General features: G+C 58.0%; 16 protein-coding genes and 2 pseudogenes. 13 read left to right on the forward strand and 5 right to left on the reverse strand.

The genetic code is table 11. The features are described 5' to 3' along the window. Nucleotides 1-46: 46 nt before the first annotated feature. The 3 genes from avs3a to GWK50_RS02650 all read left to right on the forward strand — a co-directional run bounded on the left by avs3a (nt 47) and on the right by GWK50_RS02650 (nt 8,867). On the forward strand, nt 47-6,307 hold the full coding sequence (avs3a, locus tag GWK50_RS02640) for an AVAST type 3 anti-phage nuclease/ATPase Avs3a (protein WP_162015164.1): 6,261 nt from the start codon (nt 47-49) through the stop codon (nt 6,305-6,307). Then, nucleotides 6,282-6,983: an AVAST type 3 anti-phage proein Avs3b gene (gene avs3b, locus GWK50_RS02645; protein ID WP_197904964.1), complete on the forward strand. Its 702-nt coding sequence runs from the start codon at nt 6,282-6,284 to the stop codon at nt 6,981-6,983. Before avs3a ends, avs3b begins: the two co-directional genes overlap by 26 nt. Nucleotides 6,984-7,238: 255 nt before the next feature. After that, entirely contained in the window at nt 7,239-8,867 is a 1,629-nt protein-coding gene (locus GWK50_RS02650; RefSeq protein WP_162015165.1) for an ABC-F family ATP-binding cassette domain-containing protein, read from the forward strand. Between the two features lie 119 nt (nt 8,868-8,986). Here GWK50_RS02650 and GWK50_RS02655 read toward each other — a convergent pair whose 3' ends face one another. Continuing rightward, nucleotides 8,987-9,466 carry an HAD domain-containing protein gene (locus tag GWK50_RS02655; protein WP_242455443.1) on the reverse strand — a complete coding sequence of 160 codons (480 nt, stop codon included), beginning with the start codon at nt 9,464-9,466 and terminating at the stop codon, nt 8,987-8,989. A gap of 295 nt (nt 9,467-9,761) precedes the next feature. Here GWK50_RS02655 and GWK50_RS19760 point away from each other — a divergent pair, with 295 nt between their 5' ends. Together GWK50_RS19760 and GWK50_RS02665 are read left to right on the forward strand one after the other, a co-directional pair. Beyond that, a complete protein-coding gene (locus GWK50_RS19760) occupies nt 9,762-10,274 on the forward strand; it encodes a type II toxin-antitoxin system HicB family antitoxin (protein WP_242455269.1) in 513 nt (170 codons plus the stop codon). Nucleotides 10,275-10,289: 15 nt separating this feature from the next. Beyond that, a pseudogene (locus tag GWK50_RS02665) lies at nt 10,290-10,505 on the forward strand (DUF4926 domain-containing protein); the annotation flags it as partial. 23 nt (nt 10,506-10,528) lie between these two features. On the opposite strand, the gene GWK50_RS02670 reads toward GWK50_RS02665, so the two are convergent. Continuing rightward, complete coding sequence (locus tag GWK50_RS02670) at nt 10,529-10,834, reverse strand: MbcA/ParS/Xre antitoxin family protein (RefSeq protein WP_162015167.1); 306 nt, start codon at nt 10,832-10,834, stop codon at nt 10,529-10,531. A gap of 71 nt (nt 10,835-10,905) precedes the next feature. On the opposite strand from GWK50_RS02670, the gene GWK50_RS02675 reads away from it, so the two are divergent. Continuing rightward, a complete protein-coding gene (locus GWK50_RS02675) occupies nt 10,906-11,613 on the forward strand; it encodes a hypothetical protein (protein ID WP_242455270.1) in 708 nt (235 codons plus the stop codon). Nucleotides 11,614-11,838: 225 nt separating this feature from the next. Beyond that, nucleotides 11,839-11,994, forward strand: a pseudogene (locus GWK50_RS19765) (IS30 family transposase); the annotation flags it as partial. 377 nt (nt 11,995-12,371) lie between these two features. Here GWK50_RS19765 and GWK50_RS02680 read toward each other — a convergent pair. The 3 genes from GWK50_RS02680 to GWK50_RS02690 all read right to left on the reverse strand — a co-directional run bounded on the left by GWK50_RS02680 (nt 12,372) and on the right by GWK50_RS02690 (nt 15,551). Then, nucleotides 12,372-13,433 carry an MBL fold metallo-hydrolase gene (locus tag GWK50_RS02680; protein ID WP_162015168.1) on the reverse strand — a complete coding sequence of 354 codons (1,062 nt, stop codon included), beginning with the start codon at nt 13,431-13,433 and terminating at the stop codon, nt 12,372-12,374. 69 nt (nt 13,434-13,502) lie between these two features. Further along, nucleotides 13,503-14,726, reverse strand: coding sequence for a phenylacetate--CoA ligase (locus tag GWK50_RS02685; protein WP_162015169.1), 1,224 nt, complete (start codon nt 14,724-14,726; stop codon nt 13,503-13,505). A gap of 12 nt (nt 14,727-14,738) precedes the next feature. Then, a complete protein-coding gene (locus GWK50_RS02690; protein WP_242455271.1) occupies nt 14,739-15,551 on the reverse strand; it encodes an enoyl-CoA hydratase-related protein in 813 nt (270 codons plus the stop codon). Between the two features lie 131 nt (nt 15,552-15,682). On the opposite strand from GWK50_RS02690, the gene GWK50_RS02695 reads away from it, so the two are divergent. The 6 genes from GWK50_RS02695 to GWK50_RS02720 all read left to right on the forward strand — a co-directional run bounded on the left by GWK50_RS02695 (nt 15,683) and on the right by GWK50_RS02720 (nt 22,626). Beyond that, entirely contained in the window at nt 15,683-16,708 is a 1,026-nt protein-coding gene (locus tag GWK50_RS02695; protein ID WP_197904965.1) for a CaiB/BaiF CoA-transferase family protein, read from the forward strand. A gap of 129 nt (nt 16,709-16,837) precedes the next feature. After that, nucleotides 16,838-18,076, forward strand: a complete 1,239-nt coding sequence (locus GWK50_RS02700) for a thiolase family protein (protein ID WP_162015171.1) — start codon at nt 16,838-16,840, stop codon at nt 18,074-18,076. A 33-nt stretch (nt 18,077-18,109) separates the two neighbouring features. Further along, nucleotides 18,110-18,871: an SDR family NAD(P)-dependent oxidoreductase gene (locus tag GWK50_RS02705; RefSeq protein WP_162015172.1), complete on the forward strand. Its 762-nt coding sequence runs from the start codon at nt 18,110-18,112 to the stop codon at nt 18,869-18,871. 112 nt (nt 18,872-18,983) lie between these two features. Then, on the forward strand, nt 18,984-19,781 hold the full coding sequence (locus GWK50_RS02710) for an ABC transporter ATP-binding protein (RefSeq protein ID WP_162015173.1): 798 nt from the start codon (nt 18,984-18,986) through the stop codon (nt 19,779-19,781). After that, nucleotides 19,778-21,745 carry an AMP-binding protein gene (locus tag GWK50_RS02715; RefSeq protein ID WP_162015174.1) on the forward strand — a complete coding sequence of 656 codons (1,968 nt, stop codon included), beginning with the start codon at nt 19,778-19,780 and terminating at the stop codon, nt 21,743-21,745. The genes GWK50_RS02710 and GWK50_RS02715 overlap by 4 nt, the downstream gene beginning before the upstream one ends. Continuing rightward, nucleotides 21,742-22,626: a branched-chain amino acid ABC transporter permease gene (locus GWK50_RS02720; RefSeq protein ID WP_162015175.1), complete on the forward strand. Its 885-nt coding sequence runs from the start codon at nt 21,742-21,744 to the stop codon at nt 22,624-22,626. The genes GWK50_RS02715 and GWK50_RS02720 overlap by 4 nt, the downstream gene beginning before the upstream one ends. Nucleotide 22,627 lies beyond the last annotated feature (1 nt).

Here is a 22,627-nt window from a genome sequence, read left to right on the forward strand (position 1 = left end):
ACCAGTATGCTTCGCAAGAAGACAAATACGGGAGGCGTCAAATTTCATGGCGAAACTAGGTTCTGTGGGCCCTTCCAGAAGTGGGGACCAGTTCCACTACCAGTGGGCTGCCCGGCAATGTCTCGGCCTCCTTGCTGGGAAGGAAGGGCTCGTCGCGGTGTCCATAGAGGGGGCGTCACTGGCTGAGGGTGAGGTGTCCATAGATGCAGGCGACGAGGTCATTGACGTCGGCCTTTACTATGGTAGCGAGAAGCTAGCGCAGGCAACGGAGATCCGCTATTTGCAGCTCAAGCACTCATCCACACGCGCCCACGAACCGTGGACGGCGAGTGGCTTGAAAAGGACCATTGATGGGTTCTCGAGGCGCTTCAAGGATCTCGAGAGCAGCCTTGGCATCGACATCCTGGCCAACAAGGTGCGATTCTGCTTTCTTACCAATCGGCCCATCGAGGCAGACGTTCTCGACGCCTTGGCCGACATTTCCGCGGGTACCGCGGCACCTCGCCACCTTGCAATTGACAGATTGCTGAAGCGCTACGCGAAACCGGCTGGCGCCAACCTGCAGCGCTTTTTCGAAGCATTTTCGGTTGAAGCCGGTGAGCCCGATCTGTGGGAGCAGCGCAATCTACTGAGCAAGGATCTGAGCGCTTATATGTCCGGGCCGGATGCTGACGCACCGCTGCAGTTGAAGGAGTTGGTCACCCGCAAAGCCACGGACGAAGGAGCGAAAGACCGATCGATTCGTCTCTACGACGTGCTTCGCGTTCTGCAAGTGAGCGAGGTCGACCTCCTGCCGGCGCCATCGCTGATTGCCGAGCCAAAGCAGGCACTGCCCCGAACCCAGGAAGCGGAGATTCTTTCGACGCTCCTTGCCGCACAACACCCCGTAGTCATCCACGCCGATGGCGGCGTTGGCAAGTCCACTTTGTCGGCACGACTGTCGCGCGCCATGCCAGAGGGTTCGGTGGCCGTTTTGTACGACTGCTTTGGCGATGGGACATACCGCCAAGCATTGAAGTATCGACATCGGTATCGCGATGCGCTAGTCCAGATTGCAAACGAGCTCGCAGCACAGCAACTTTGCCTACCACTGATTCCGTCAGCCAGCACAGATCCCAAGACTTTCATGCGATCCTTCGTGTCGCGGCTAAAACAGGCCATCGATCTGCTACGGGCAAGCAATCCTCACGCGAGCCTGTGCATCATTGTCGACGCGGCCGACAACGCGTGCATGGCCGCGCATGAGATTGGTGAGCGCGCCTTTGTCCATGATCTGATTAACACAGGCATGCCCGATGGGGTGCGGTTGGCTTTCACGTGTAGATCTCACCGTCGAGAACACCTAGGAGCCCCCCTAGATGCTGTCGTGGTTAAGCTGGAGTCGTTCTCAAAGTCAGAGAGCACCACGCATCTACGGCAGACCTATCCAGATGCGACAGACGCCGAAGCTGCGGAGTTCGCCTACCTTAGCAGCGACAACCCTCGGGTCCAGGCGTTGGCCATGGAAAGCGGTCAGTCTATTGGCGATATGCTCAGGGCTCTGGGTCCGGCGCCAACGACCGTTCAGCGAGCCATCGGAGACTTGCTGGCGAAAGCTGTTGCCAAATTGAAGGCTGACTCGGGTCCAACAGAAGCGGGTCAGATTGATCTCATTTGCAACGGTCTCGCAGTCCTGCGCCCCCTGGTGCCGATCTCCATCTTGGCCCAGATCTCCGGCGTTTCAGAGAGCGCCGTTCGGACGTTTGCGACCGAATTTGGTCGCCCATTGTTTGTCAAGGACGCAAGCCTGCACTTCTTGGACGAGCCTGCGGAGACCTGGTTCAACGAGACTTTCAAGCCCGATGCGGCTGCACTCGACGCGTTCCTTGCAAAACTCAAGCCCCTCGCAGCAAGCAGTTCGTACGTGGCAGCGGTGTTGCCGCAGCTGTTACTGTCTGCTGGCAGGATGGACGAGCTGATCGCCCTCGCGCTGTCGGAGGAGAGCCTCCCTGAGCTCAATCCTTTGGAACGAAGAGATGTCGAGTTGCAGCGTCTGATGTTCGCGCTCAGGGCTTGCCTGCAGCAAGGACGCCATGTCGCTGCTGCCAAGCTCGCGCTGAAGCTTGGGGGCGAAGCAGCCGGCGAAACGCGACAAAACGCGCTCATCCAAAAGAACACTGACATTGCAGGCGTCCTGCTGGCCTCAGATCGCATTGAAGAACTTGTCTCCAGGCGTACCTTCGGCGGCGAGTGTCTTGGCTTGCATCATGCATACGAGGCCGTGCTGCTCTCCGGGAAAGGCGACCTCATTCCTGAGGCAAGGAGTAGGTTACGGATGGCGTGGGAATGGTTGCTCGTTTGGACCAAGCAACCGCGCAAGCACCATAGTGATCAATCGCTCGATGACGCAGATCGCGCTGAACTGGCGACAGCCCTCTTGAGGTTGCGAGGCCCTGCTGAAGCCGCGAACTTTCTCAAGGGCTGGCGCCCGCGAACGGCCACCCTCAGAGCCACCAAACTCGTTGCCGCCAGACTGGTGGATCTCGGCGACTACAAGCGAATGGATGAGCTTGCCGAGCATGCCGGTGGCGACGTCTGGATGCTGCTTGGCCTCGCCGCGGAAGCAACTCGAGTGGGCCACCTGCTGCCTGAAGCTCCGTTACGCCATCTAATGTCGATATTGACGGACCCCAAGGTGAAGCTGCCAGAGGAGGAGCCCAGTTGGAGGGGCAGCGGCGATTTGTTGGATGCAGTCAGGTCTGCGATCACGCAAGCGCTGCGACGCTTGCCACGCGACGACGCTGCATGGGCAGTCGCGCTGCGGCGCTACCTACCGGTGGAGCCGCCCCGCCAATTCCACAATGACTTCGACGCAGAGCGAGGGCAACTCGTCAGAGCCTACGCGCTAGAGGCGGCATTGCGCGGCCAGCGGCTAGCACTAGTGGACCTCGCATCGAAGGACATACGTCAGGAATTCGAGTCCGTACGATCCCAGAGCAAGGGACAGGAAGCCTCCCGACTGGAGCTCGTTACCGGAGGCGTGCTCTCCTGGTTCATCCTGGCCGCCGAGATTGCATGTGGTCGTCAGCCCACCGATCTCAATCAACAGATCGAAGCCGCTCTGAAGCAGACGAAATCGGCATTGTCTCGGGATTACCAGCGGACCCTAAATCTTGACAGGATCGCTGCCGTCGAGTGGACGCAGATCCTGCGCGACGCAGGTGCCACTCAGCCAGCTCAGGCCGAAAAGTTCCTGAATTGGGTCGATGAGAATGATCGAATTCACTCGGCCACCCTCACCGCGATGTGCCGCATCGCCGCGCGCACAGTTGGTCTGGCCGACCTGGCTCTGCAGCTCAGCACCAGGGCTTTTGAGCAGTTGGTGGCGTCGCGCAACGACGCAGAGGCGCGTGTCGACGATTTGCAGGAACTGGCGCGTGCCATCTTTTGCGTTAGCAAGCCCGAGTCCACGGCCTACTTCGACCGAGCTATCGACATCGCAAGCAAGATCGGCGAAGAGCATTTGTCGAGGTGGACGACGTTCCTCGATCTAGCCGACGCCGCACATTGTCCTGGGACATCGAGACCTCGGACCGCCTATCGTCTGGCACGGATGGCGGAGCTCACCTACGAGCACATGGCTCGGGACAAGTATATGGATTGGGACCGACTGGTCGAAGGTCTGGTCGACCTGTGCCCGCCCTCCAGCCTAGCCATCCTGAGTCGTTGGAGAGACAGAACGTTTGGGCAGACGAGCGAGCTTTTTCCGAAAGCGATCTACCATTTGCTGGCGACCGGGCATCTGCCGAAGGCGACTCCAGTCGCGCTCAGCGGCACTGTGTCAGGATGGAAGCGCGTGGACGACGTACAGGCCGCTATCGAGGCAGAGCCAAACGTCAGTCGAAAAAGGTTACTTCTCCAGGTCGCTTATCGATTCCTGCGAGTCCGGCACGCTGACGCTTCGACATGGCGCCGGCTCAAAACTCTGGCCGACGAATTGTCTTTGGCACTTCCAGATCTAGAGCGCCTGCTTCACGTTTCCGATTCCCGAGAGTCCATTGAGGCGTCGGAAAAACTTCCTTCGCCCTCTGGCAGTATCCGCGAGGACAGCGAAAAGCCTAACTGGGATGCGGTCTATAAAGGAGTCGATCTTTGCGATGCCACCGCAGTCCTCGGGGCTCGGCGGAGTCTCAAGAAGTATGGCCATCGCACACACGCTGGGGAATTCTACGAACAAGGGTGTCAGCGTGCCACCTTATCGCAGATCGATTCGTTCCTCCGTGCGATCTTCTCTGACGATGGTTTCGACGTGTACCACTTCGCCACCGTGGTCCGAAACCTTTCAGAATCCAGCAGAAAGCTGCTGTCCGTTCGCAATGAAATTAGGAGGGCTGTTCTCGCGATAGCCAGCAGGGAGCCTAACCGCGTTGGGCGCCGAGGTTGGGGGCACGAGGGCCCCTTCGATGGCCTCTATGCCACTGGTCTGATGGCAAAGAAAGAGGTTGCATCCGCTCGGATCAGCGGGTACCTCTCGCAGCTCGAAACGCTAAGTGCCGAGGAACTTTTTCATCTGGTGGATCCCCTTGCGTTGCAAATGACGGCCGATGAGGCCGATGAAGTGCTGAACTTCGGCTTTGACTTGCTGGAGGAAGTCCTTGAAGCTGACGACGGTGACGGTGCGTGGAATCATGCCCTTGAACCTTCATCCACATGTGAGGAGGCCTTGGCCGGGTATCTCTGGGCGGGGCTGGCGCGTCCCTCCGCATCTGAGCGATGGGAACATGCTCACTGTGTCCGGAACTGCATCCAATTGGAGTGGACATCGTTGATGGTCGCATTGGCGGCTCGCGCGTGTAGTGTTGACCCTGCCCCATTCGTTGATCGCGGGCTGGTTTTCTACGAGTGGCACGCTAGGCAATGGCTCTGTCTTGCTTTGGCGCGCGGTGCAATGGACACGCCCAAGGCTGTGGCCCCATTTCTCGATTTTCTTAGCGCTGCTGTGAAGGAGTCGCACGTCGTCATCCGTCATTTCGCGTCTGATTCGCTGAGGTGGCTTCATCAGGTAGAGGAGCTTCCGGCGGACCTGCTCGCCATCGTGAACCATGCGAACGGCAAGGAGCTTGTTGTCGAGACTCACGCCAGAGGCTGTAGGGGCGTGGCTGATGTTGCTTCGGATACGGATACCTCGGAGGGAGAGGATAGGTACCACTTTGGTGTCGATATTGGACCGTACTGGTTCGCGCCCTTAGGCCGTGTCTTTGGGCTCAATCAGCGTTCAGTTGAGCGGCGGGTTCGATCGGTGTTGCGCGAGCGCAAGTTGTTGGGACCGAGCCGACACACCGACGATCAGCGCTATAAACGCGGGCTCTATCGATGGCAAGAAACTAGACACTCGCACGGCTCCATGCCCGAAGTAGAGGACATCGTCGCTTACCAGTCCTATCACGCCATGATGTTGGTGGCGGGCCAGCTTCTGAAGACACAGCCGATATCCCGCCGCGCCGACGAAGAAGAGAACCCCTTCGAGGACTGGTTGAAGAGGCAATTGTTGACACGTGCCGACGGACGCTGGCTTGCTGACAGGCGCGATCCCGAAGTTCTGACTCCTAGTGCCGATAGAAGCGCTCGGGCAAGCAACACGTGGTCCTGGGAGGTAACTCGGCAGTACTTGGATGATCAGCTTACGACGGACGACAGCATGAGAGTCCTCTGGGGGCACTGGACGACCACCGACGCGGCGAATGGCGAGACCGTCTCTGTCGGATCCGCGCTCGTATCCTCTTGTTACGCACCGGCGCTCCTGGCAGCCTTGCAGACCAGTCCCGATCCAGGAAGTGTCTATTTGCCTGATGCCGACCACGTCGAGCATCGGAACGAATCAGCTGACCCGGAGATGCGGCTCTTCGGATGGGTCACGACCCAAAACGACTCTATGAACCTTGACGAATATGACCCTTGGGCCGGCAAGGTAGCCAGCCCAGGCCCGCGTCCTTGCCCCACGATTCTTGAATTCCTAAAGCCAACAATGGACCTTGATTCTAGGTCCTGGTGGCTCTCAACCGGCGGGACGCTGAGAAGCGAGACATGGTCGCGCAGCGTCGGCTATGGGGACGAGCGAGACATCTTGACCGGCACCCGGCTGAGCGCCGATGGCGATTTTATTCGCGCGCTTTTGAAAGGTCGTCCGGAAGACTGCCTGATCGTCTGCGTCAGGGTTCGCCGTAAGCCACCGAAAGACCAGAGTGGCGAGGACGAATACTCTTTCTACAACTGGCCCTACAACCGCTTTTACCTGATCGGAAATGATGGAATCACTCGATCGCTCTAAGGCAGTCATCGAACTCGGCAAGCGAATTGTTGCCAGCCAAACCCTCGGTGACGATGTCGTGGCTCAGTGGATGGCGCACCTGATCGCTGAGAAGATTTCCGCTGCGGAAAGCGCGCCCGAGGACACGCGGGAGGCCGCCGTAGCAGCTTGCGTTGAAGTAGTCCTGAAGCTTTGGGCGCATCGATATGCGCTGCCTCCGTACATGAGGCCCCTAAGAGAGTTGGACCCGCTGCTCCACACCCTCAAGTCCCTCAGCCTGGATAAAGCTGACGAGTACAGGTATTTCTCACGGCCCCCGCGCGAAGAAGAGCTTGATGGTGCAACCGATGACGAGAAGAGCCTTTTCGAGACAGCCATTGGCATCGATCACTCAGCGAGAGAGTTAATTCGCTACCTTCTTGGCGCGGCGACAGAGCGGTCAGCCGATTCGGTGAAGTTATGGCTGGAGGATGCGGTCAAGGGTGGCTTGGACGTCAGCGTCGAGTTGAATGTTTCCACCTTCGTCGCGGACAGTCTCCTCAAGGCCAAGGAAGAGTCTCAGCAGAGGGCGATGTTGAAACGAATCGCAAGGCTAGAGAGCTTTGCGGACGCCGCAAAGGCGCTAGCAGGCGAAATGAGGAAGACGCTTCCTCCGGGCTCGGACAGCTCGGAAGGCCGGCGTGAGAAGCTTGAGTAGGTCCGCCACTGCCAGCGACTGCTTCTGATCGCAGCAGCCGTTCCGCTGCGATGAGGCGATCGACGGCTAACAGCCTAAACCGACGTCAACATTGCACCACGATTGCACGCCCAGGCAAACATTTCTAGAATTCGCTGCCCACAACCATCCACCGGAGGATCGAGTCCCATGCGCCACTGATGCGGCCGTCAACGCGACGGCAAATCTCCACTGCCCCCACGACGCGGGGGAGCTCTTTGCATCTTTGGACCATGTATGGCGATTTCTCATCTCTCCCTGGAGGGCGTGTCCTACGTCCTGCCGAACGGCGAAACGCTTTTTTCCGATCTCAACGAAAACTTTGACCAGCGGCACACCGGCCTAGTCGGACGCAATGGCAGCGGCAAGACCGTTCTGGCGCGCATTCTTTCGGGCCAACTGCAGCCCACCCGTGGGCGCTGTGTGCGAACAGGTGCAGTGCATTACCTCGCCCAACAGGTCAGCCCACGCGCGGACACCACCGTTGCCGATCTGGCAGGCGTGCAAGGCGTGCTGGATGCGCTCAAGCGCATCGAGGCCGGCAGTTCCGCGCAGGCGGATTTCGACGTGGTCGCCGATCGATGGGACATCGAACAGCAGCTTGGGCAGGCACTGGCGCAGCAAGGTCTCACACATCTGGATCCCATCACACCGGCCGGCGTGCTCAGCGGCGGTGAGGCAATGCGGGTGGCCTTGATTGGCGCCCAACTGTCTAACGCGGATTTCCTCATCCTGGACGAACCCAGCAACCACCTTGACCAGCACAGCCGTCGGGCCTTGATCGAATGGCTGCATCACTGGGAGCGCGGACTGCTGGTGATCAGCCATGACCGGCAGTTATTGGCGCGCATGGATCGCATCGTCGAGTTGTCCTCCCTGGGCTTGCGAAGCTACGGGGGCAACTATGCTTTCTATGCGCAGGCCAAAGCACAGGAAAAGCAAAACGCACTCGCCGAACTCGACCGCGCCAAGCTCGATCGACGGCGCGAAGAGCAGTCCATGCGGCAACAGCGCGAACGTCAGGAGAAGCGCCAGGCGCGAGGCACACGCAGTGGCAAGCAGGCTAACCAGGCCAAGATCCTGCTCGATCGCCAAAAGGAGCGCAGCGAACAATCCATGGGGAAACTGCGCCGACTGCAAGCGGATGCGCGGCTCGAACTGTCACAGCTCGTGCGCGAAGCAGCCGCACAGGCTGCAGACGACCTGCACATCCACTTGCACGAGTCCCCCAATCCTGGAGTTGCCCCACGCAATGTGGCAGAGCTGGAAAACGTGGAACTGCCGTTTGTGCCCCAGGCGACTCGTACCATCAGCCTGCTGGTGGGAGGGCAGCAGCGCATCGGATTGCTGGGCCCCAACGGTTGCGGAAAATCCACCCTACTGAAGGTGCTTGCCGGCCGAATCGATCCCATGGCAGGTGTTTGCAGGGTTACCGACCGCGTGGCGCATCTCGACCAAGGGCTGGACATCCTGGATGCGCAGCTCCCGGTTCTCGGCCAACTGCAGGCTGTGAATCACACCCTGAGTGAGGGCGAACTGCGGACGCGATTGGCACAACTGGGACTGGACGCACTAAGGATCGCCATGCCCAGCGGATTGCTCAGCGGCGGAGAGCGCCTCAAGGCGGACCTGGCCTGTGTTCTTTATGCAGACATGCCGCCACACTTGCTGTTGCTGGACGAGCCCAGCAATCACCTGGATTTGCCCTCCGTGCAGGCGTTGGAGAGGCTGCTGGCAAGCTACCAGGGAGCGCTGGTCGTTGCATCGCATGACCATGCCTTTCTGGAGCAACTGCGGCTGACGAATCTGTTGGTGCCTGGCGCCGAAGGTTGGGCACTCATGCCTGTTGACCACCTGGCCGCATGACTGCCCTTTGTGATGGCGGAAAAATCAGGGAATCATCCGTTGGGATGAGTCACTCATCTTCTTCCAAAACGGGCTGATCCATGAAGCCAGCCCCACAGTTCACAGACCAAGGCCTGTGCTCAAGCACGGTCGATACCCGGTGAGTGGAACTGCAGGAGCTTCTGGTGCAATGCATCTCTCACAAGGGGACAAGACAGCCCCATGGATCCATCACAGGCAATCAGATGCGCCTGTGCCGATTCGGGCCAGTCCTCGATATCGTCATCCAGGGCGATCCAATGCCTTGGCTTTCTTCGCTGGGCATCAGCTAACACCTGCACGCCTCGGGGACTGCTGCGAAACGATGCAAGGGTCCAAGGATCCGCGCCATGCACACGCTTGTGAAAGGTGCCCCCGATGAACCTTGTTCGCAATGAATCGGGAAGCAATTTAAGGGTCTTGCTGTAGCCCGGCCGAATGCACCAGGTGCTGCTGAGCACCAGGGCCACCGCAGGAAAGGGCGCCAGCACCCCTTCCAAGTGGGGAAGCCACTCGAAAAGCGCATGGCCCGCCGCCTGGTAGGGACTCATGTGGATGCCCTTTCGGGGATGCCAGAGCACCGCCTCGTGGTGGACGACACCATCCAGATCAAGGTAGAGCACGACGTCAGCGCTGCGCGGCGCTGATGCCGGGATGTAGGGAGTAGCGCTATCGAGCGTCTGGCTGACCATGCAGCGATTTTGAAGCGGCCTGGCCGACCTTGCCAGTTGTTCTGGGGCCGATGCCAAGAAATTCCAACGACGTGCATCCCCAATACCTGGAAAGAGGCTGGCTCGGAGCCGTACTTGCACCATACCCGTGGCCGCTGGTGTTCACTTTTTTGCGATGTTCACGGAACGTGAACACGACAAAAAAATGAACAAGCTGATCGCTCTCGGTATCCGCGCCAATCGCCAGCCAATGTGTAGCGCAAGACAGGTAGCGACATGGCTCCCGTCGATGCACCGGATTGCCTCGGTGTTGCCCGCGACAGTCAAAGACTGTAGCCTTCCCCGCATGGAACGCGCGAAGCCTACTTTTTGCGGATTGGACGCAGATCAGGTAACTCAGCTCGCCAGGGAAGCTGTGGCCAACGCGGTCGTATCGACTGCACGCGCCGGCATCCCCCTCACCGGGATGGTCGATGGCTGCGTGCAAACGATCCAAGCCTCGGACCCATGCATTACAAAGTTCCTGCAGGAGCAAAGCGCTGGCCTTGGTGTCCCGTCCATTCACATTGAACGCGATCCGGACACGGGATTGCTGGTGGGCCATGTGCCAGGAATCCCAGGTGCGCACACCCAAGGTGAAACCGTCGAAGAACTCTGCGCACACCTGACCGAGGTATTGCAGATGCTGCAGGAACAAACCGCAGTCGCCCTTAAATAGCCCCTTCCCGCACATGCTCTGGATTCAGGCGCATTGGGTGTGGTGGTTCACGTCCATGGGCAAGGTGCTGCTTATGAGGTGGAGTTCTTGACACAGGATGGGCATACCGTCTGCGTCGAGACGCTCCAACCAGCGGATCTGGCTTCGGCGCAGATTTCCGCCGGGCGTGAAGAGGCTCGACAAGACTTGCTTCAGAACGAAGAACACCGCCAGAAGCCCCTGTCACCTTGATCAACGTCTTTCCGTTTGGCGTGTCATCGTGCCTTTGTTGACGAGGTCAGCAACTGACGCACCCGCGCAAAACCCTCTTGAGTTTTGGCCACCTCTTCAGGCGTCATGCCCTCCAGTGCCTGATTGGGGGTATCCAGCCAGCGGCGGGCCGCAAGCAGGCTGCCCTTGGCCAGGATGGCAAGGTGGTCGAGCTCTTCGAGGCGCTCATAGTCTGGACTGCCGAATTCAGCACCCACGGGAGCCATGCGATCCCAGTCCTGCAGCAGATCCTGCTGCTCTCTGTCGCCCATATCATTCGTGGTGGCAGTCCGGGCTTTTGTCATCGCCATTCATCCTTCACAGGTTGTGCCCTGAACAATTGCGCTGAGTGTTCACACCGCTCCTTTGGGTAAGGATCCGCATGAAGAATCCACATTATGAGTCTCTGGGCAGGCGCATGCGGGAGTACCACCGCACGCACCAGTGGCGCCTGTCAGAGGGTGGCCTGTACATCCCTCATGCGTACTGGAACATGGGGCCCGACAGTCTTTCGTACTGGGATGACGTGGGCTTCATCCTCAATGGACGGCGCGTCATGGTGTGGTGGCGGCATCCTCGGGACATCTTCAAAGAAGCCGTCTGCTCTATGGCTTGGGAAGAGGCTGGTGACGGTCCCCAGGATCGCTGGTTGTTCGAAGGGGGAACCCAGAACTACAAGAAGGTTGGCAAATCGGGCCGGCGAAAAAAGCGGAGCAGTTACACCAGTCGCGAGCCTTCGGAGGCGCAGAGCCAATACTACGCCAAGCTATTCCAGATTGAAGCGCGGTTGATGCGGGATGGGATCGACTTGGAAGTTCGCCCGTCATGGAAATGGGAGCGTCTCAGTTGGGCCATGGGTGTGACCCTGGTGGCACCGCTTGAAGTGCGCAACGAGCAAGAGGTCGCAGAAGTGGCCCACCTGGCCCGCAACCTCATCTTGCACAAAACCACGTTGTCACAGCAATTCCCGGGCTTTGTGTATGACAGAGCGAGCTGGCTGCGCGATCAAAGTCGAGAGCCAACGACCGTGTCTTCCTCCTTGGCAATGATGGCTTGCGAAGGAAGCCAATCGCCGTCTGTATCGGAGTGAGCAACCATAGTGCTGCCTGCTTGATACTGCTCCATGGAAGAAAAGCCGCCTTGACCATAGTCTTGCGCAAGGCTACAAAGACCCATCATGAAAGCACTTTCCGATCCCATCTTCATTGGCACCATGGTTTTCAGTGGCGTCATGATCCTCGGCTACTTCTCTTCAAAGTGGCAGAGGACTCACATGCAGGATCGTGCGAAGTACGAGAGGTAGCTCCTGGGCGGTTACCGAGCAAGCCAAGCCGACCTCACGACTTGGGTTCAAGCGCGGCGGCCCAAGCGCTGCAAGCTGAGAGTCAACGGTGCGTTGGCTCGCAACGTCGCTGACAAACTGCGCATGTTCTGGTCGTCGGAGCAAATCGCTGGCTGGCTAAAACATATTTGTTCACGCGCCGAGAGCCTGCAATTGGGTGAATTCCGCTGGTGCTGTGCAGAAGTGGTCGAAAGTCATTTGCGCAGGCTGCCCTACTGGTGGTTGATGCAGGAGGGAGGACTACCATGCCTGTTGAGATTGTGTTGCGTATTGACGCAGGCAAAGGTACGCTGGCAACATGAACAATTGTAATGTTGCCAGACAGTCAGTTCGGAACTACTTTGCTCCCTTGTTATGGGTATGGCGTGCGATCCATCGTCCTAGAAGCAAATCTTAGGGCAACGCTGAACAAGCGACGATGCCAACGTGCTCGCCGAGACAACCTCCAAAACGGTTTGAAAATTAAACCAATATCCGTTCACGGAACCGGGTCAACTCCAACACCACTACCGACATCTATCTATTGTTGAGTACCACGCGACCCCGTTTTCGTCCATCGTGAATTCTACGGTGCCCTGTGCAATGAGAAAGTTTATGCAAGCAACGGCCTCACCTGTTGCCAGGCTCAGTTGCTGCGCATCCTGTTCTCCGATGGAGCGATGAAAGAGTGCAGCGAACGTATCGACGATGCGTTGAGGCCCGATAGTCAATGTTTGACGTAACCGGTTCAGGGCACTATTTTGGCCTGACCTGAGCGAGTCAAGGCGTTCATGCAGTCCATAAAAGGGCTCGTTGTGAGAGGGGAGTACCAACACATCGTTGGGAACATCCCTCATTAGTTTGTCGAGCCCTTCGTACCACTCCTTTAGCGGATTGGCCTGCGGCTCGCTGGCGAACACTGAAATATTCGAGGAAATCTTTGGCAGCACCTGGTCTCCGGAGATCAGCAGCTTCAATTCGGGGCAGTACAGAGAGGCATGTTCTGGTGAGTGGCCGCCGGTGGTGATGATCCGCCAGCCATACTTACCCAACTGGATGTGGTCGCCGTCCTGCAACCGTCGGTAGCTATCGGGCAGAGCGTGGATATGTTTGCCAAAGTTGCCGAAGCGGCTGCGGTAGCTTTCAATGGCTGCCTCCGACCAGCCGGTGCATCTATTGAAGAGTACGCCGTCGGGCGGTGCCTCGCGGTTCGTGTCGGCATGCATCACGCGGCAGGTCAGGTATTCCAGCCGGCTCATGTGCAGCGGCACACCAAAGCGACGTGTGAACCAACCAGCCAAGCCGATGTGGTCTGGGTGCATGTGGGTGGCGAAAACGCCTTGGAGTGGCCGTGCCAGCGGCCCGTACGCCATGAGGTCCAGCCAGTCGGCCACGGTGTCGGGGCTATTCAGGCCGGTATCTACCAGCACCCAGCCATCATGGGTATCTATGGACCATACATTGATGTGGTCGAGCCGGAAAGGCATTGACAGTCTGATCCAGCGTACGCCAGGGGCGATCTCGACCCAGTGTCGTGACGATGGTGGCTTGAAGGGATAGATAAGTGGATTGGCTGCGAGTTCAATCATTACTATCGTTTCATTGGGTGAGCAACGGTATAGCCACTTGGTGGATCAGACCAAACGCTTTTTAGGATTTCACAGCTTGTTGTCAACCAGCAAGGGTGCGTCAGTAGGCATATCTTCTTGGATTACCCACTCGACTGAGTCGAGCCTCAGGCGGGTCAATTGCCTGAACACTTCGATCAAATCGCTTTGCGTGGCTTCGTGAGAAGCCCCTGGCGTCAGCACCGCGCGCAAGGTAGCAGTTTCCCGATGCTGATTTTTTCCAACGATGATCTGGGCACGTTCTATAGCCGGGATCCGGATGATCAGCTCTTCCACGTTGCGTGGATAGATGAAAATTTCGCGTACTTTGACACCTTGGCCCACTCGGCCTTGCAACAAGCTGATTCGTTCGACGAGACCATCCGGGGAATGGGCCAGCGCTTGCGCCACATCGCCTGTGCCAAAACGGACCAGAGGCCAACCGCTGTCCAGCGTGGTGACCACTATCTGGCCGGGTTCGCCCGGCGGAAGGGGTGCGCCGGTGTGCGGGTCGCAGATCTGGACGAGCCGGTCAGGCTGGACCGTGTAGCCCAGTTGTCCTAGTTCCTCGTAAGCAATCAGCCCGAAGTCGCCGGTGGCATAAGCCGAAAACGTGCGAATTGCGTATTTCTGCTCCAATGCGCGGCGCTTGCCCATCCAGTCACCCAGTTCGCCGCCCAGCATTGCGGAGCGGACCTTCCATTGTGAAGGCAGATCGTAGCCCATGCGCTCAAGCGTTTCGACCAAGGTCACGAAGAAGGAGGTGGAGGAGCAAATGCAGGTGATGCCCAGTTCCATGATGAGCTGTGCTTGTTGCTCGGCGCCGCCGGGCCCGCAGGGAATGAGCGTCGCACCGGTGGCAGCAATGCCCGCATCTAGCAATAGGCCGGCTGGAACAAGATGGTAGGACCAGGTGTTGAGTACACGGTCACCGGGTCCGATTCCCGCCTGCCTGAACACATGCGAGAAGCCCTTGCCAGTGTCTTCGTCGAAAGAATGGGGTTCATAGACGGGGCCTGGGGAGACATAAATGCGGCGGATAGATGTGTCGTCGGCAGCGAGAAATCCACCGAATGGCGGTGACTGGCGCTGCTTATCAAGCAGTGAATCCTTGCTTGTGACGGCGAGCCGTGCAAGGTCGGCAGGGCCTTGGAGATCCTGCGGCGTCATCATTGCAAGCTGATAGATCGCGCGGATGGCCGGGGCACGGTCGTAGGCGAATTGCTGCGAAGCACGCAGTAGTCTGAATCGATCGGTGGTGGGTAACGTATGCATGGCGTTGCCGTCCTAGTGGCCCGTGAAGCGCGGGGTGCGTTTTTCGTTGAATGCGGCCAGGCCTTCGTGGAGATCGGCGCTGTGGGAATGCACTTCGGAGGCCAGAAGCTCCAATCGCAGGGCGGTGTCTAGAGGCTGCTGCAAACCATCGTCGACCAGCGTTTTCATGCGGCGCAGGCCAAGGGGGCTCTTCGTGGCAATTTTGTCGGCCACGGCTTGTGCAACGCTTTCGAGCTGGTCGTCGTCCACCACTTGGTTGACGAGTCCCGCTTCCAGCAGATCTGCCGCGTCCACGAAGTCACCCGTGAAGAGAAGGTACTTGGCGCGTGTGGGGCCAATGACCCGCGGCAGGCGCACCGAGCCCCCCCCTCCGGGGATCAGGCCGTAGTTTGCGTGTGCGTCGCCAATTTTTGCGCTCCTTGCCGCCAGCACTAGATCACAGCACAGCACCAGTTCGAGCCCGCCTGCCAGAGTTATGCCGTTCAGGGCGGCGATCACGGGTTTTGGAAAGCGGTCAATCCGGTTCATGGTGGAAAGTACGCTGTCCAGAAAGCCACTGGTGCCACTTTCGCCCGCTTGCGTCTTGACGTACTTGAGGTCGGCGCCCGCGCAGAAGGCCCGTCCAGTGCCCGTCAATACGACGGATATCACGTCTCCGCGGCTCTGTGCTTCGTTGAGTGCGTGGTCAATTCCCCGAAGCACCGCCGGGGTCAGCGAGTTCATTGCATCGGGTCGGTTCAGGCGAATCCACATGGTGCCTTTTCGTACGTCTGTAATCACAACCGGTGTCGACATCAGGGGTTCCTTGCTGGCTTGCGTGTTCATGGATCGATTCTGCGTTTGCCTCTGTTTTGAGGGATATGGGGTTTTCCATTACTTATCAGTCAATAATTTTACCCTAAAGTAAAACAATTAAACAAACGGAGTTCTTCATGCGAAGTAAGAGCAGCCAGCTCATGTTCCCGCTATCGGGTATCAAGATCGTCGAGTTCGAGGGGATCGGCCCTGGACCCTTAGCTGGATTCATGTTGATGCAGATGGGCGCTGACGTTACTGTGGTCGGTCGGCCAGGTGCGAGCGCATTGCCTGATGAGCTCACTCCGAAGGACGGGGCGCTCTTATCGCGCGGAAAACGACGCGTCACATTGAATCTCAAGAACGACGAGGACAAGGCGCGGGCGCTGGACATGGTCGCGCGCAGCGACGGGTTGATTGAAGGCAACCGCCCGGGTGTGATGGAGCGCCTGGGTTTGGGTCCCGATGTATGTGGTGAATACAACGCGCGGCTTGTGTATGGGCGCATGACTGGCTGGGGTCAGGATGGGCCGCTGGCTCAGGCCGCCGGGCACGACATGAACTATGTCGCTCTCACTGGGCTGATGTCGCTTACCGAGCAGCCGGGACACCCTCCCATGCTTCCACCCACAGTGGTTGGGGATGCTGCCGGCGCCCTCGGGTTTGCATTTGGCATGGTGTCGGCGTTGCTAGGTGCACGGGAAAAGGGCCAGGGGTGCGTGGTTGACGGCGCCATCATTGATGTGTTGGCAATGCTGTCGCCGCTTGTGCAACTGATTCGTCAAGGTGGTGGATTGGAAGGCAGCCAACCCAGTGTCTTCCATGACTCACCCTTCTACGACCGCTATCTGTGCAGCGATGGGCGATACATCACGGTCGGTGCAATCGAGCCACAGTTCTATGCATTGCTGTTGACGCAATTGCAGCTGACGGATGTCGACCCCGCACGGCAAATGGACAAGACTTTGTGGCCGTCTCTCAAGGTGCGGATTGCGCAGCGCTTTGCTTCCCAACCTAGTACGTACTGGAATGCACTGATGGAAGGCACCGACAGTTGCTTTGCGCCGGTGCTCACCATGGCCGAAGCCGCCGCTCATCCCCACAACGTGGCTCGTGGTTTGTACACCGTGACTGAGAAGGGCGATATTGAGACTGCGCGGGGCATGCGATTCCTGCCGCTTTGCTGAGCCGCGAATGTAATACCAAGGGTAATCCCTTGCAGGCAGGTAATAATTTTACTGTACAGTAAAATTATCATACGCAAAGTAAGATACTTGACTTTCATGGATCAAGAAGAGTCACGACGGAGAAATACGATGGAAGATATCTATGTGGTTGGTGTGGGGATGACGCCATTCGGACGGCATCTGGACAAAGACATCAAGGCGCTCACACGCGAGGCCACGGCGGCTGCTTTGGCGGACGCGGGATTGAAAAAAGAAGACCTGGAAGCGGTCTTTTTTGGGAACACTTCCCAGGGGCATATGGATGGCCAGCACATGATTCGTGGGCAAATTGCGCTGCGGGCCATGGGGATTGGGCGCATTCCGGTGGTGAACGTCGAAAACGCTTGTGCAAGCGGCTCGTCGGCGTTCGTTCTAGCCTGCAATCACCTCAAGTCGGGTGCTGGCGATGTCGCTTTGGCTGTTGGTGCAGAAAAGATGTTCTCATCCGACAAGCTCAAGATGTTTTCGGTGTTTGATAGTGCCTGGGATCTCTCGCGTGCAGAAGAGATTCGTGTGGAATTGATGAAGATGGGGCGCGACGTGGCTGTGCCCGAGGGGAGTACCTCACCCAGGCCGTACAGCGTTTTCATGGACGTTTATGCCGCGTTTGCACGATCGCACATGCGCACTTTCGGGACGACGCAGCGTCAGATAGCCGCCGTTTCATCCAAGAACCACGCGCACTCCATGCACAACCCGCTGTCGCAGTACCGGATGGCCTACAGCGTCGAAGAGGTGCTCGCCGCGCCGCCTATCACCTACCCATTGACTCTGCCCATGTGCTCCCCGGTGTCAGATGGCGCAGCAGCAGCCATCCTTTGCACACGCTCGGCGCTTAAGCGCTTGAACATCGATGAAAAGCGTGCCATCAAGGTGTTGGCGGCAGTAGTGCAAAGCGGTTCCGACCGGGGCGAAGACGACTACACCAACCACTGCACAGCACTGGCTTCGCGCAGGGCATATGAACTGGCAGGTGTTGGCCCAGCAGATATCTCGGTGGCCGAGGTGCACGATGCCACGGCCATGGGTGAAATCATTCAGACAGAAAACCTTGGTTTCTGTGAGTTTGGCATGGGCGGTGTGATTGCCGAGCGGGGTGACACCCGGATTGGAGGTCGCATTCCCGTTAATCCGTCCGGCGGCCTGGAGTCCAAAGGGCACCCTGTTGGGGCCACCGGGATTGCCCAAGTCCATGAGTTGGTTACTCAGCTTCGCGGGGAGGCCGGACTGCGGCAGGTGACGGAAGCAAGGATTGCGCTGGCAGAAAACGGTGGCGGTCTTGAGGGCATTGAAGAAGCTGTTGCCTGTATCACCATCTTGGCGCGCTGATCGCTGCACTTAATAAGAGACAAGAGAAACATTATGGATGTCAAAAATACCATTGCCTTCGTAACAGGAGCTGCTTCAGGCCTGGGGCTCGCCACTTGCAAGGCATTGCTTGCGGCCGGAGCGCGGGTCATGGCCGTTGATCTGGACGAAGAGCGCCTTGCGAGCGAGGTGCTGCCAATGGGCGAGCGCGTGCGTATCCAGAAAGTTGATGTTTCGGACGAGGCCAGTGTGAAGGCGGGCGTAGATGCGGCAGTGGCTGAGTTTGGTGCGCTGCATGTGGCGGTAAATTGCGCGGGAATTCTGGGTCCCTGCAAGACGCTTTCAAAGGGCGAGTTATTCCCGATGGATCTTTGGAATCGGGTGATCGCCATCAACCTGACCGGGACCTTTAACGTGGTGCGCTATGCGTCATTGGCTATGTCACAGAACGAGCCCAATGCAGACGGCGAACGCGGGGTCATCGTGAATACATCATCCGGTGCTGCGTGGCAAGGCCAGATGGGCCAGGCCGCCTATAGCGCCAGTAAAGCGGCTGTCATTGGTATGACGCTTCCGGTGGCGCGGGATCTTGCGCAACACGGCATCCGTGTGGTGGCCGTGGCGCCTGGTCTCTTTGAGACCGCCATGTCTGCAGGCATGCCAACCAAGGTGTCGCAAAACATTATTGACAACGTCATCCTTTTTCCGCATCGCATGGGGCAGGCACAAGAGTTCGGTGGACTGGTTCGGCACATTGTGGAAAACGCCTACTTGAATGCCACCACGATCAGCCTGGATGCGGGTGTCCGTTGTTAGTCGTGGTTCATTGATCGCTGCGAGCATTCCCGCAAAAGGATGCGTAGACCCTGCAAAGGTCTTATGAAGGAAATTCGATGGACAAAGCCAAGAATTCAGAGTGGAGGTGCCAATGAATGCAGCCATTCAATGCCAGCGGGACGGCGTGGTGCTGACAGCCCAGAATCTGTTGCTGCAGTTCGGTGGAGTTGTGGCGCTGAATGATGTTTCGATTGATGTGCGCAAGGACGAGCTGCTGGCGATCATCGGGCCGAACGGAGCGGGAAAGTCTTCTCTGATGAACTGCCTGAGCGGGTTCTACCGCCCCAAGAAAGGCGAGATATCCCTGGCCGGGCGCAACGTGCGAGACATGGCGGTTCACGACGTGGCGGCACAAGGTCTGGCGCGCACCTTTCAAGGCACGCACATTTTTTCGGGCATGACCGTTATCGAGAACCTGATGGTGGGGCGCCACATGCACATGCGGGCCAATCTCGTGCAGTCGTTTTTCTATTTCGGACCGGCAAAACGCGAAGAAGTTTCGCATCGGGAGGTAGTGGAAGAAATCATTGAATTTCTGGAAATTGAATCCATCCGGCATGTGCCGGTGGGCAGTCTCGGTTATGGGCTTCGCAAACGCGTGGACTTGGGGCGCGCACTGGCCCAAGACCCGAAGATTCTGCTAATGGATGAGCCTATGGCCGGTATGAATACGGAAGAGAAGGAAGACCTGGCACGTTTCATTCTGGATGTGCGCGAAGCAAAGCGCATTCCTATTGTTTTGGTGGAGCACGACATGGGTGTGGTGATGGACCTGGCTGACCGCATCGCAGTGCTGGACTTTGGACGCAAGATCGCCGATGGAACGCCCAAGGAAATCCAGGCTAATCCCGCTGTGCTTAAAGCCTATCTTGGAGAGGGCGTCCAATGAAACTCGAAATCGCGACCCTTCCCCAGTTGCTGCGCAAGCATGCGCATGCCAATCCCAACCGTCTTTCCCAGCGCCATAAGCAGCGCGGCATTTGGCGGGAGTACAGTTTTGCGGATGTGCAGCGCAACGTTCTAGAGCTTGCGCTGGGCATGCACCAAGCGGGCGTCAAAGCGGGCGAGACCATTGCCATCATTGGTGAGAATGAGCCGCAACATTATTGGGCCGAGTACGCCGCGCATGCACTGGGATGCAAAGTTGTATCCATGTACCCGGACCTCACTTCGGAGGAGGTGGCTTATCTTCTGGACGACAGCGAAGCAGTCATCTTGTTCGCGCAGGACCAAGAGCAGGTTGACAAGGGCCTGGATGTCCGGAACAAGACGTTGAAGATGCGCCACATTGTGTATTGGGACGAAACGGGGATGTGGTCGTATAAAGACCCCATCCTGCATACCTTCGATGGCATGCAGCGGCAAGGGCGTGAAATCAATCAACGTAACGGAAAGCTGTACGACGCGCTAGTGGACGCGGGAGCCCCCGATGACATAGCGGTTCTTTCTTACACTTCCGGCACGACGGGGCAGCCCAAGGGCGTCATCCTCACGCATCGTTTCTTGATCGACAACGCCCAACGCTTGATCGATTCCATGGATGTGAAGCCGGGTATGGAATACCTGAGTTACATCGCGCCATCTTGGGCCACTGAACAAATATATGGCATCACCATGGGGTTGGGATTGCCCATGGTAGTGAACTTCCCTGAGGGCCCGGAGCAGGTGTTGTCCAACATTCGGGAATTGGCGGTGGAAGGCATGACATTTGCTCCGCGCCAGTGGGAAAGCATGGCGTCCTCTGTGCAGGCGCACATGCTCGACGCAGGACCCATTCGACGAGGTGTCTACGAGTGGGGCATGAAGATCGGTCACACCGTTAATGTGGGGCGCTTGGATGGAAAACCCGTTGGCCTGCTGGACCGGTTGCTGTTTCCTATCGCCAATGCACTGGTTCTTCGGCCGTTGCGAGATTTGCTCGGCCTGACCCGGCTGCGTTGTGCCAGCTGCGGTGGTGCCACCATGGCACCGGATGTGTTTCGCATGTTCCATGCCATGGGTATACCGCTGCGCAACATCTATGGCTCCACCGAAACCGGGTTGCTGACATGCCACCAGGGTGACCGATTTGATCTGGAGACCGTAGGGCACTGGATGAAGGCGCATCCAGAGGCGGGCCCACCATTGGAATGGCGCTTGAGTGCGGACGGCGAACTTCAGATTCGTGGCGGAAGCCCGTTTCTGGGCTACTACCGCAGGGAGGGCTCCGTAGAGTCCAAGGTGAAAGATGGCTGGTTCTACACGGGCGATGCCGTAACGAAAACGGAGCTAGGCGAGCTCGTGTTCCTGGAGCGGTTGTCGGACCTGAAGCGCTTGCGCATCGGCGAAACCTTCCCGCCGCAGTTTGTCGAGACACGCCTTCGGTTCAGTCCCTTCATCAAGGACATCATGACGGTGGGAGACGAGACTAGGGACTTCGTGGCCGCTCTCATCAATATCGACATGGCTGTTCTGTCGCGGTGGGCAGAAGACAAGCGGATCGGATTTTCAACTTTCACCGATCTGTCACAGCGGCCAGAGATCGCCGAGTTGATCGGCCAGGAAATTGCCCGTGTGAACCAGTTTTTGCCGGCGCATGCGCGAGTCAAGCGATTCGCTAATTTTCCGAAAGAGCTTGATCCGGACGAGGGCGAGCTAACACGTTCGAGAAAGCTGCGGCGCGAATTCCTGGAGGTGCGATACGCCACGCTGATCACCGGTTTATATGACGGCTCGCACGCCGTGCGTATCGATATTCCTGTGACCTATCAAGACGGTCGGCGCGGCAATTTCGAGGCACTGGTGTCCATCCATGACACGGATGCCGCAGGGTCAGACCACCTGGGCGTAGCCCGAAGCAGAGGACGGAAATGATCGATTTTTTAAATTACTCGATAAACGGTGCGCTGTCAGGGCTTCTGTATGCGTTGATCGCCATGGGGTTCGTCGTGATCTATCGCGCGTCAAAGGTGTTCAACTTTGCACAAGGTGAGTTGGTGGTTTTTGGCGGCTACATGGTGTGGTGGACCATTATTCAGATGAGTCTACCGCTTTGGGTCGGATTGCCCGTGGCATTCGTTAGTGCTGCAATTTTTGGTTTCATGATTGAGCGGATATTTTTTGCCCGTCTGGTCGGGGAATCCGTCTTCTCGATGGTCATGGTGACGATCGGTCTCTTGATTTTGATCCGAGGCGTTGTGTTGGTGCTTTTTGGCCCACAGGTGCGTGCTTTTCCGGTCATCTTTCCTCTGGATCCGATCATCGTTGGTGATCTCATCGTCTCCCGTTCGATGCTCTACGGCGGAATCATGACCATCTTCATCGGCGTTGGCCTCTCCTGGTTTTTCAACCGAACAAGGGCTGGCTTGACCATGACGGCCGTGGCGGAAGATCACCAGGTGGCTATGTCCATGGGCATCTCGGTGCAGCGTTCCATTGCGTTTGCGTGGGTGCTGGGATCCGTGCTTTCCACACTGGGGGCGATAGTGCATTTGAGTGGCCGCTCCATCAACATGATGAGCTCCGACATCGGCTTGGCTGCTTTGCCGGTGGCCTTGCTGGCTGGGTTGGAGTCCCTCGCAGGGTTGCTAATCGCCGGTGTTTTGGTGGGTGTGATTCAGGGTTTGGCTTCGGCCTATCTCGATCCCCTGGTGGGGGGAGCGCTGGGCTCTGTCTTTCCTTTCATCATCATGCTGGTGGTGTTGTTAATTCGTCCCACCGGCATGTTCGGGTGGAAAACCATTGAGAGGGTATGAG

This window comes from Acidovorax sp. 210-6 (assembly GCF_010020825.1).
GTDB lineage: Bacteria > Pseudomonadota > Gammaproteobacteria > Burkholderiales > Burkholderiaceae_C > Simplicispira > Simplicispira sedimenti.

What these genes read in the sequence shown, in the direction of transcription:
- GWK50_RS02680 (WP_162015168.1), bottom strand. Translation starts at nt 13,433, where the DNA reads ATGATTGAACTCGCAGCCAATCCACTTATCTATCCCTTCAAGCCACCA.
- GWK50_RS02720 (WP_162015175.1), top strand. Translation starts at nt 21,742, where the DNA reads ATGATCGATTTTTTAAATTACTCGATAAACGGTGCGCTGTCAGGGCTT.
- GWK50_RS02695 (WP_197904965.1), top strand. Translation starts at nt 15,683, where the DNA reads ATGTTCCCGCTATCGGGTATCAAGATCGTCGAGTTCGAGGGGATCGGC.
- GWK50_RS02690 (WP_242455271.1), bottom strand. Translation starts at nt 15,551, where the DNA reads ATGAACACGCAAGCCAGCAAGGAACCCCTGATGTCGACACCGGTTGTG.
- GWK50_RS02705 (WP_162015172.1), top strand. Translation starts at nt 18,110, where the DNA reads ATGGATGTCAAAAATACCATTGCCTTCGTAACAGGAGCTGCTTCAGGC.
- GWK50_RS19760 (WP_242455269.1), top strand. Translation starts at nt 9,762, where the DNA reads ATGAACAAGCTGATCGCTCTCGGTATCCGCGCCAATCGCCAGCCAATG.
- avs3b (WP_197904964.1), top strand. Translation starts at nt 6,282, where the DNA reads ATGATGGAATCACTCGATCGCTCTAAGGCAGTCATCGAACTCGGCAAG.
- GWK50_RS02715 (WP_162015174.1), top strand. Translation starts at nt 19,778, where the DNA reads ATGAAACTCGAAATCGCGACCCTTCCCCAGTTGCTGCGCAAGCATGCG.
- GWK50_RS02670 (WP_162015167.1), bottom strand. Translation starts at nt 10,834, where the DNA reads ATGGCGATGACAAAAGCCCGGACTGCCACCACGAATGATATGGGCGAC.
- avs3a (WP_162015164.1), top strand. Translation starts at nt 47, where the DNA reads ATGGCGAAACTAGGTTCTGTGGGCCCTTCCAGAAGTGGGGACCAGTTC.
- GWK50_RS02710 (WP_162015173.1), top strand. Translation starts at nt 18,984, where the DNA reads ATGAATGCAGCCATTCAATGCCAGCGGGACGGCGTGGTGCTGACAGCC.
- GWK50_RS02685 (WP_162015169.1), bottom strand. Translation starts at nt 14,726, where the DNA reads ATGCATACGTTACCCACCACCGATCGATTCAGACTACTGCGTGCTTCG.
- GWK50_RS02700 (WP_162015171.1), top strand. Translation starts at nt 16,838, where the DNA reads ATGGAAGATATCTATGTGGTTGGTGTGGGGATGACGCCATTCGGACGG.
- GWK50_RS02675 (WP_242455270.1), top strand. Translation starts at nt 10,906, where the DNA reads ATGAAGAATCCACATTATGAGTCTCTGGGCAGGCGCATGCGGGAGTAC.
- GWK50_RS02650 (WP_162015165.1), top strand. Translation starts at nt 7,239, where the DNA reads ATGGCGATTTCTCATCTCTCCCTGGAGGGCGTGTCCTACGTCCTGCCG.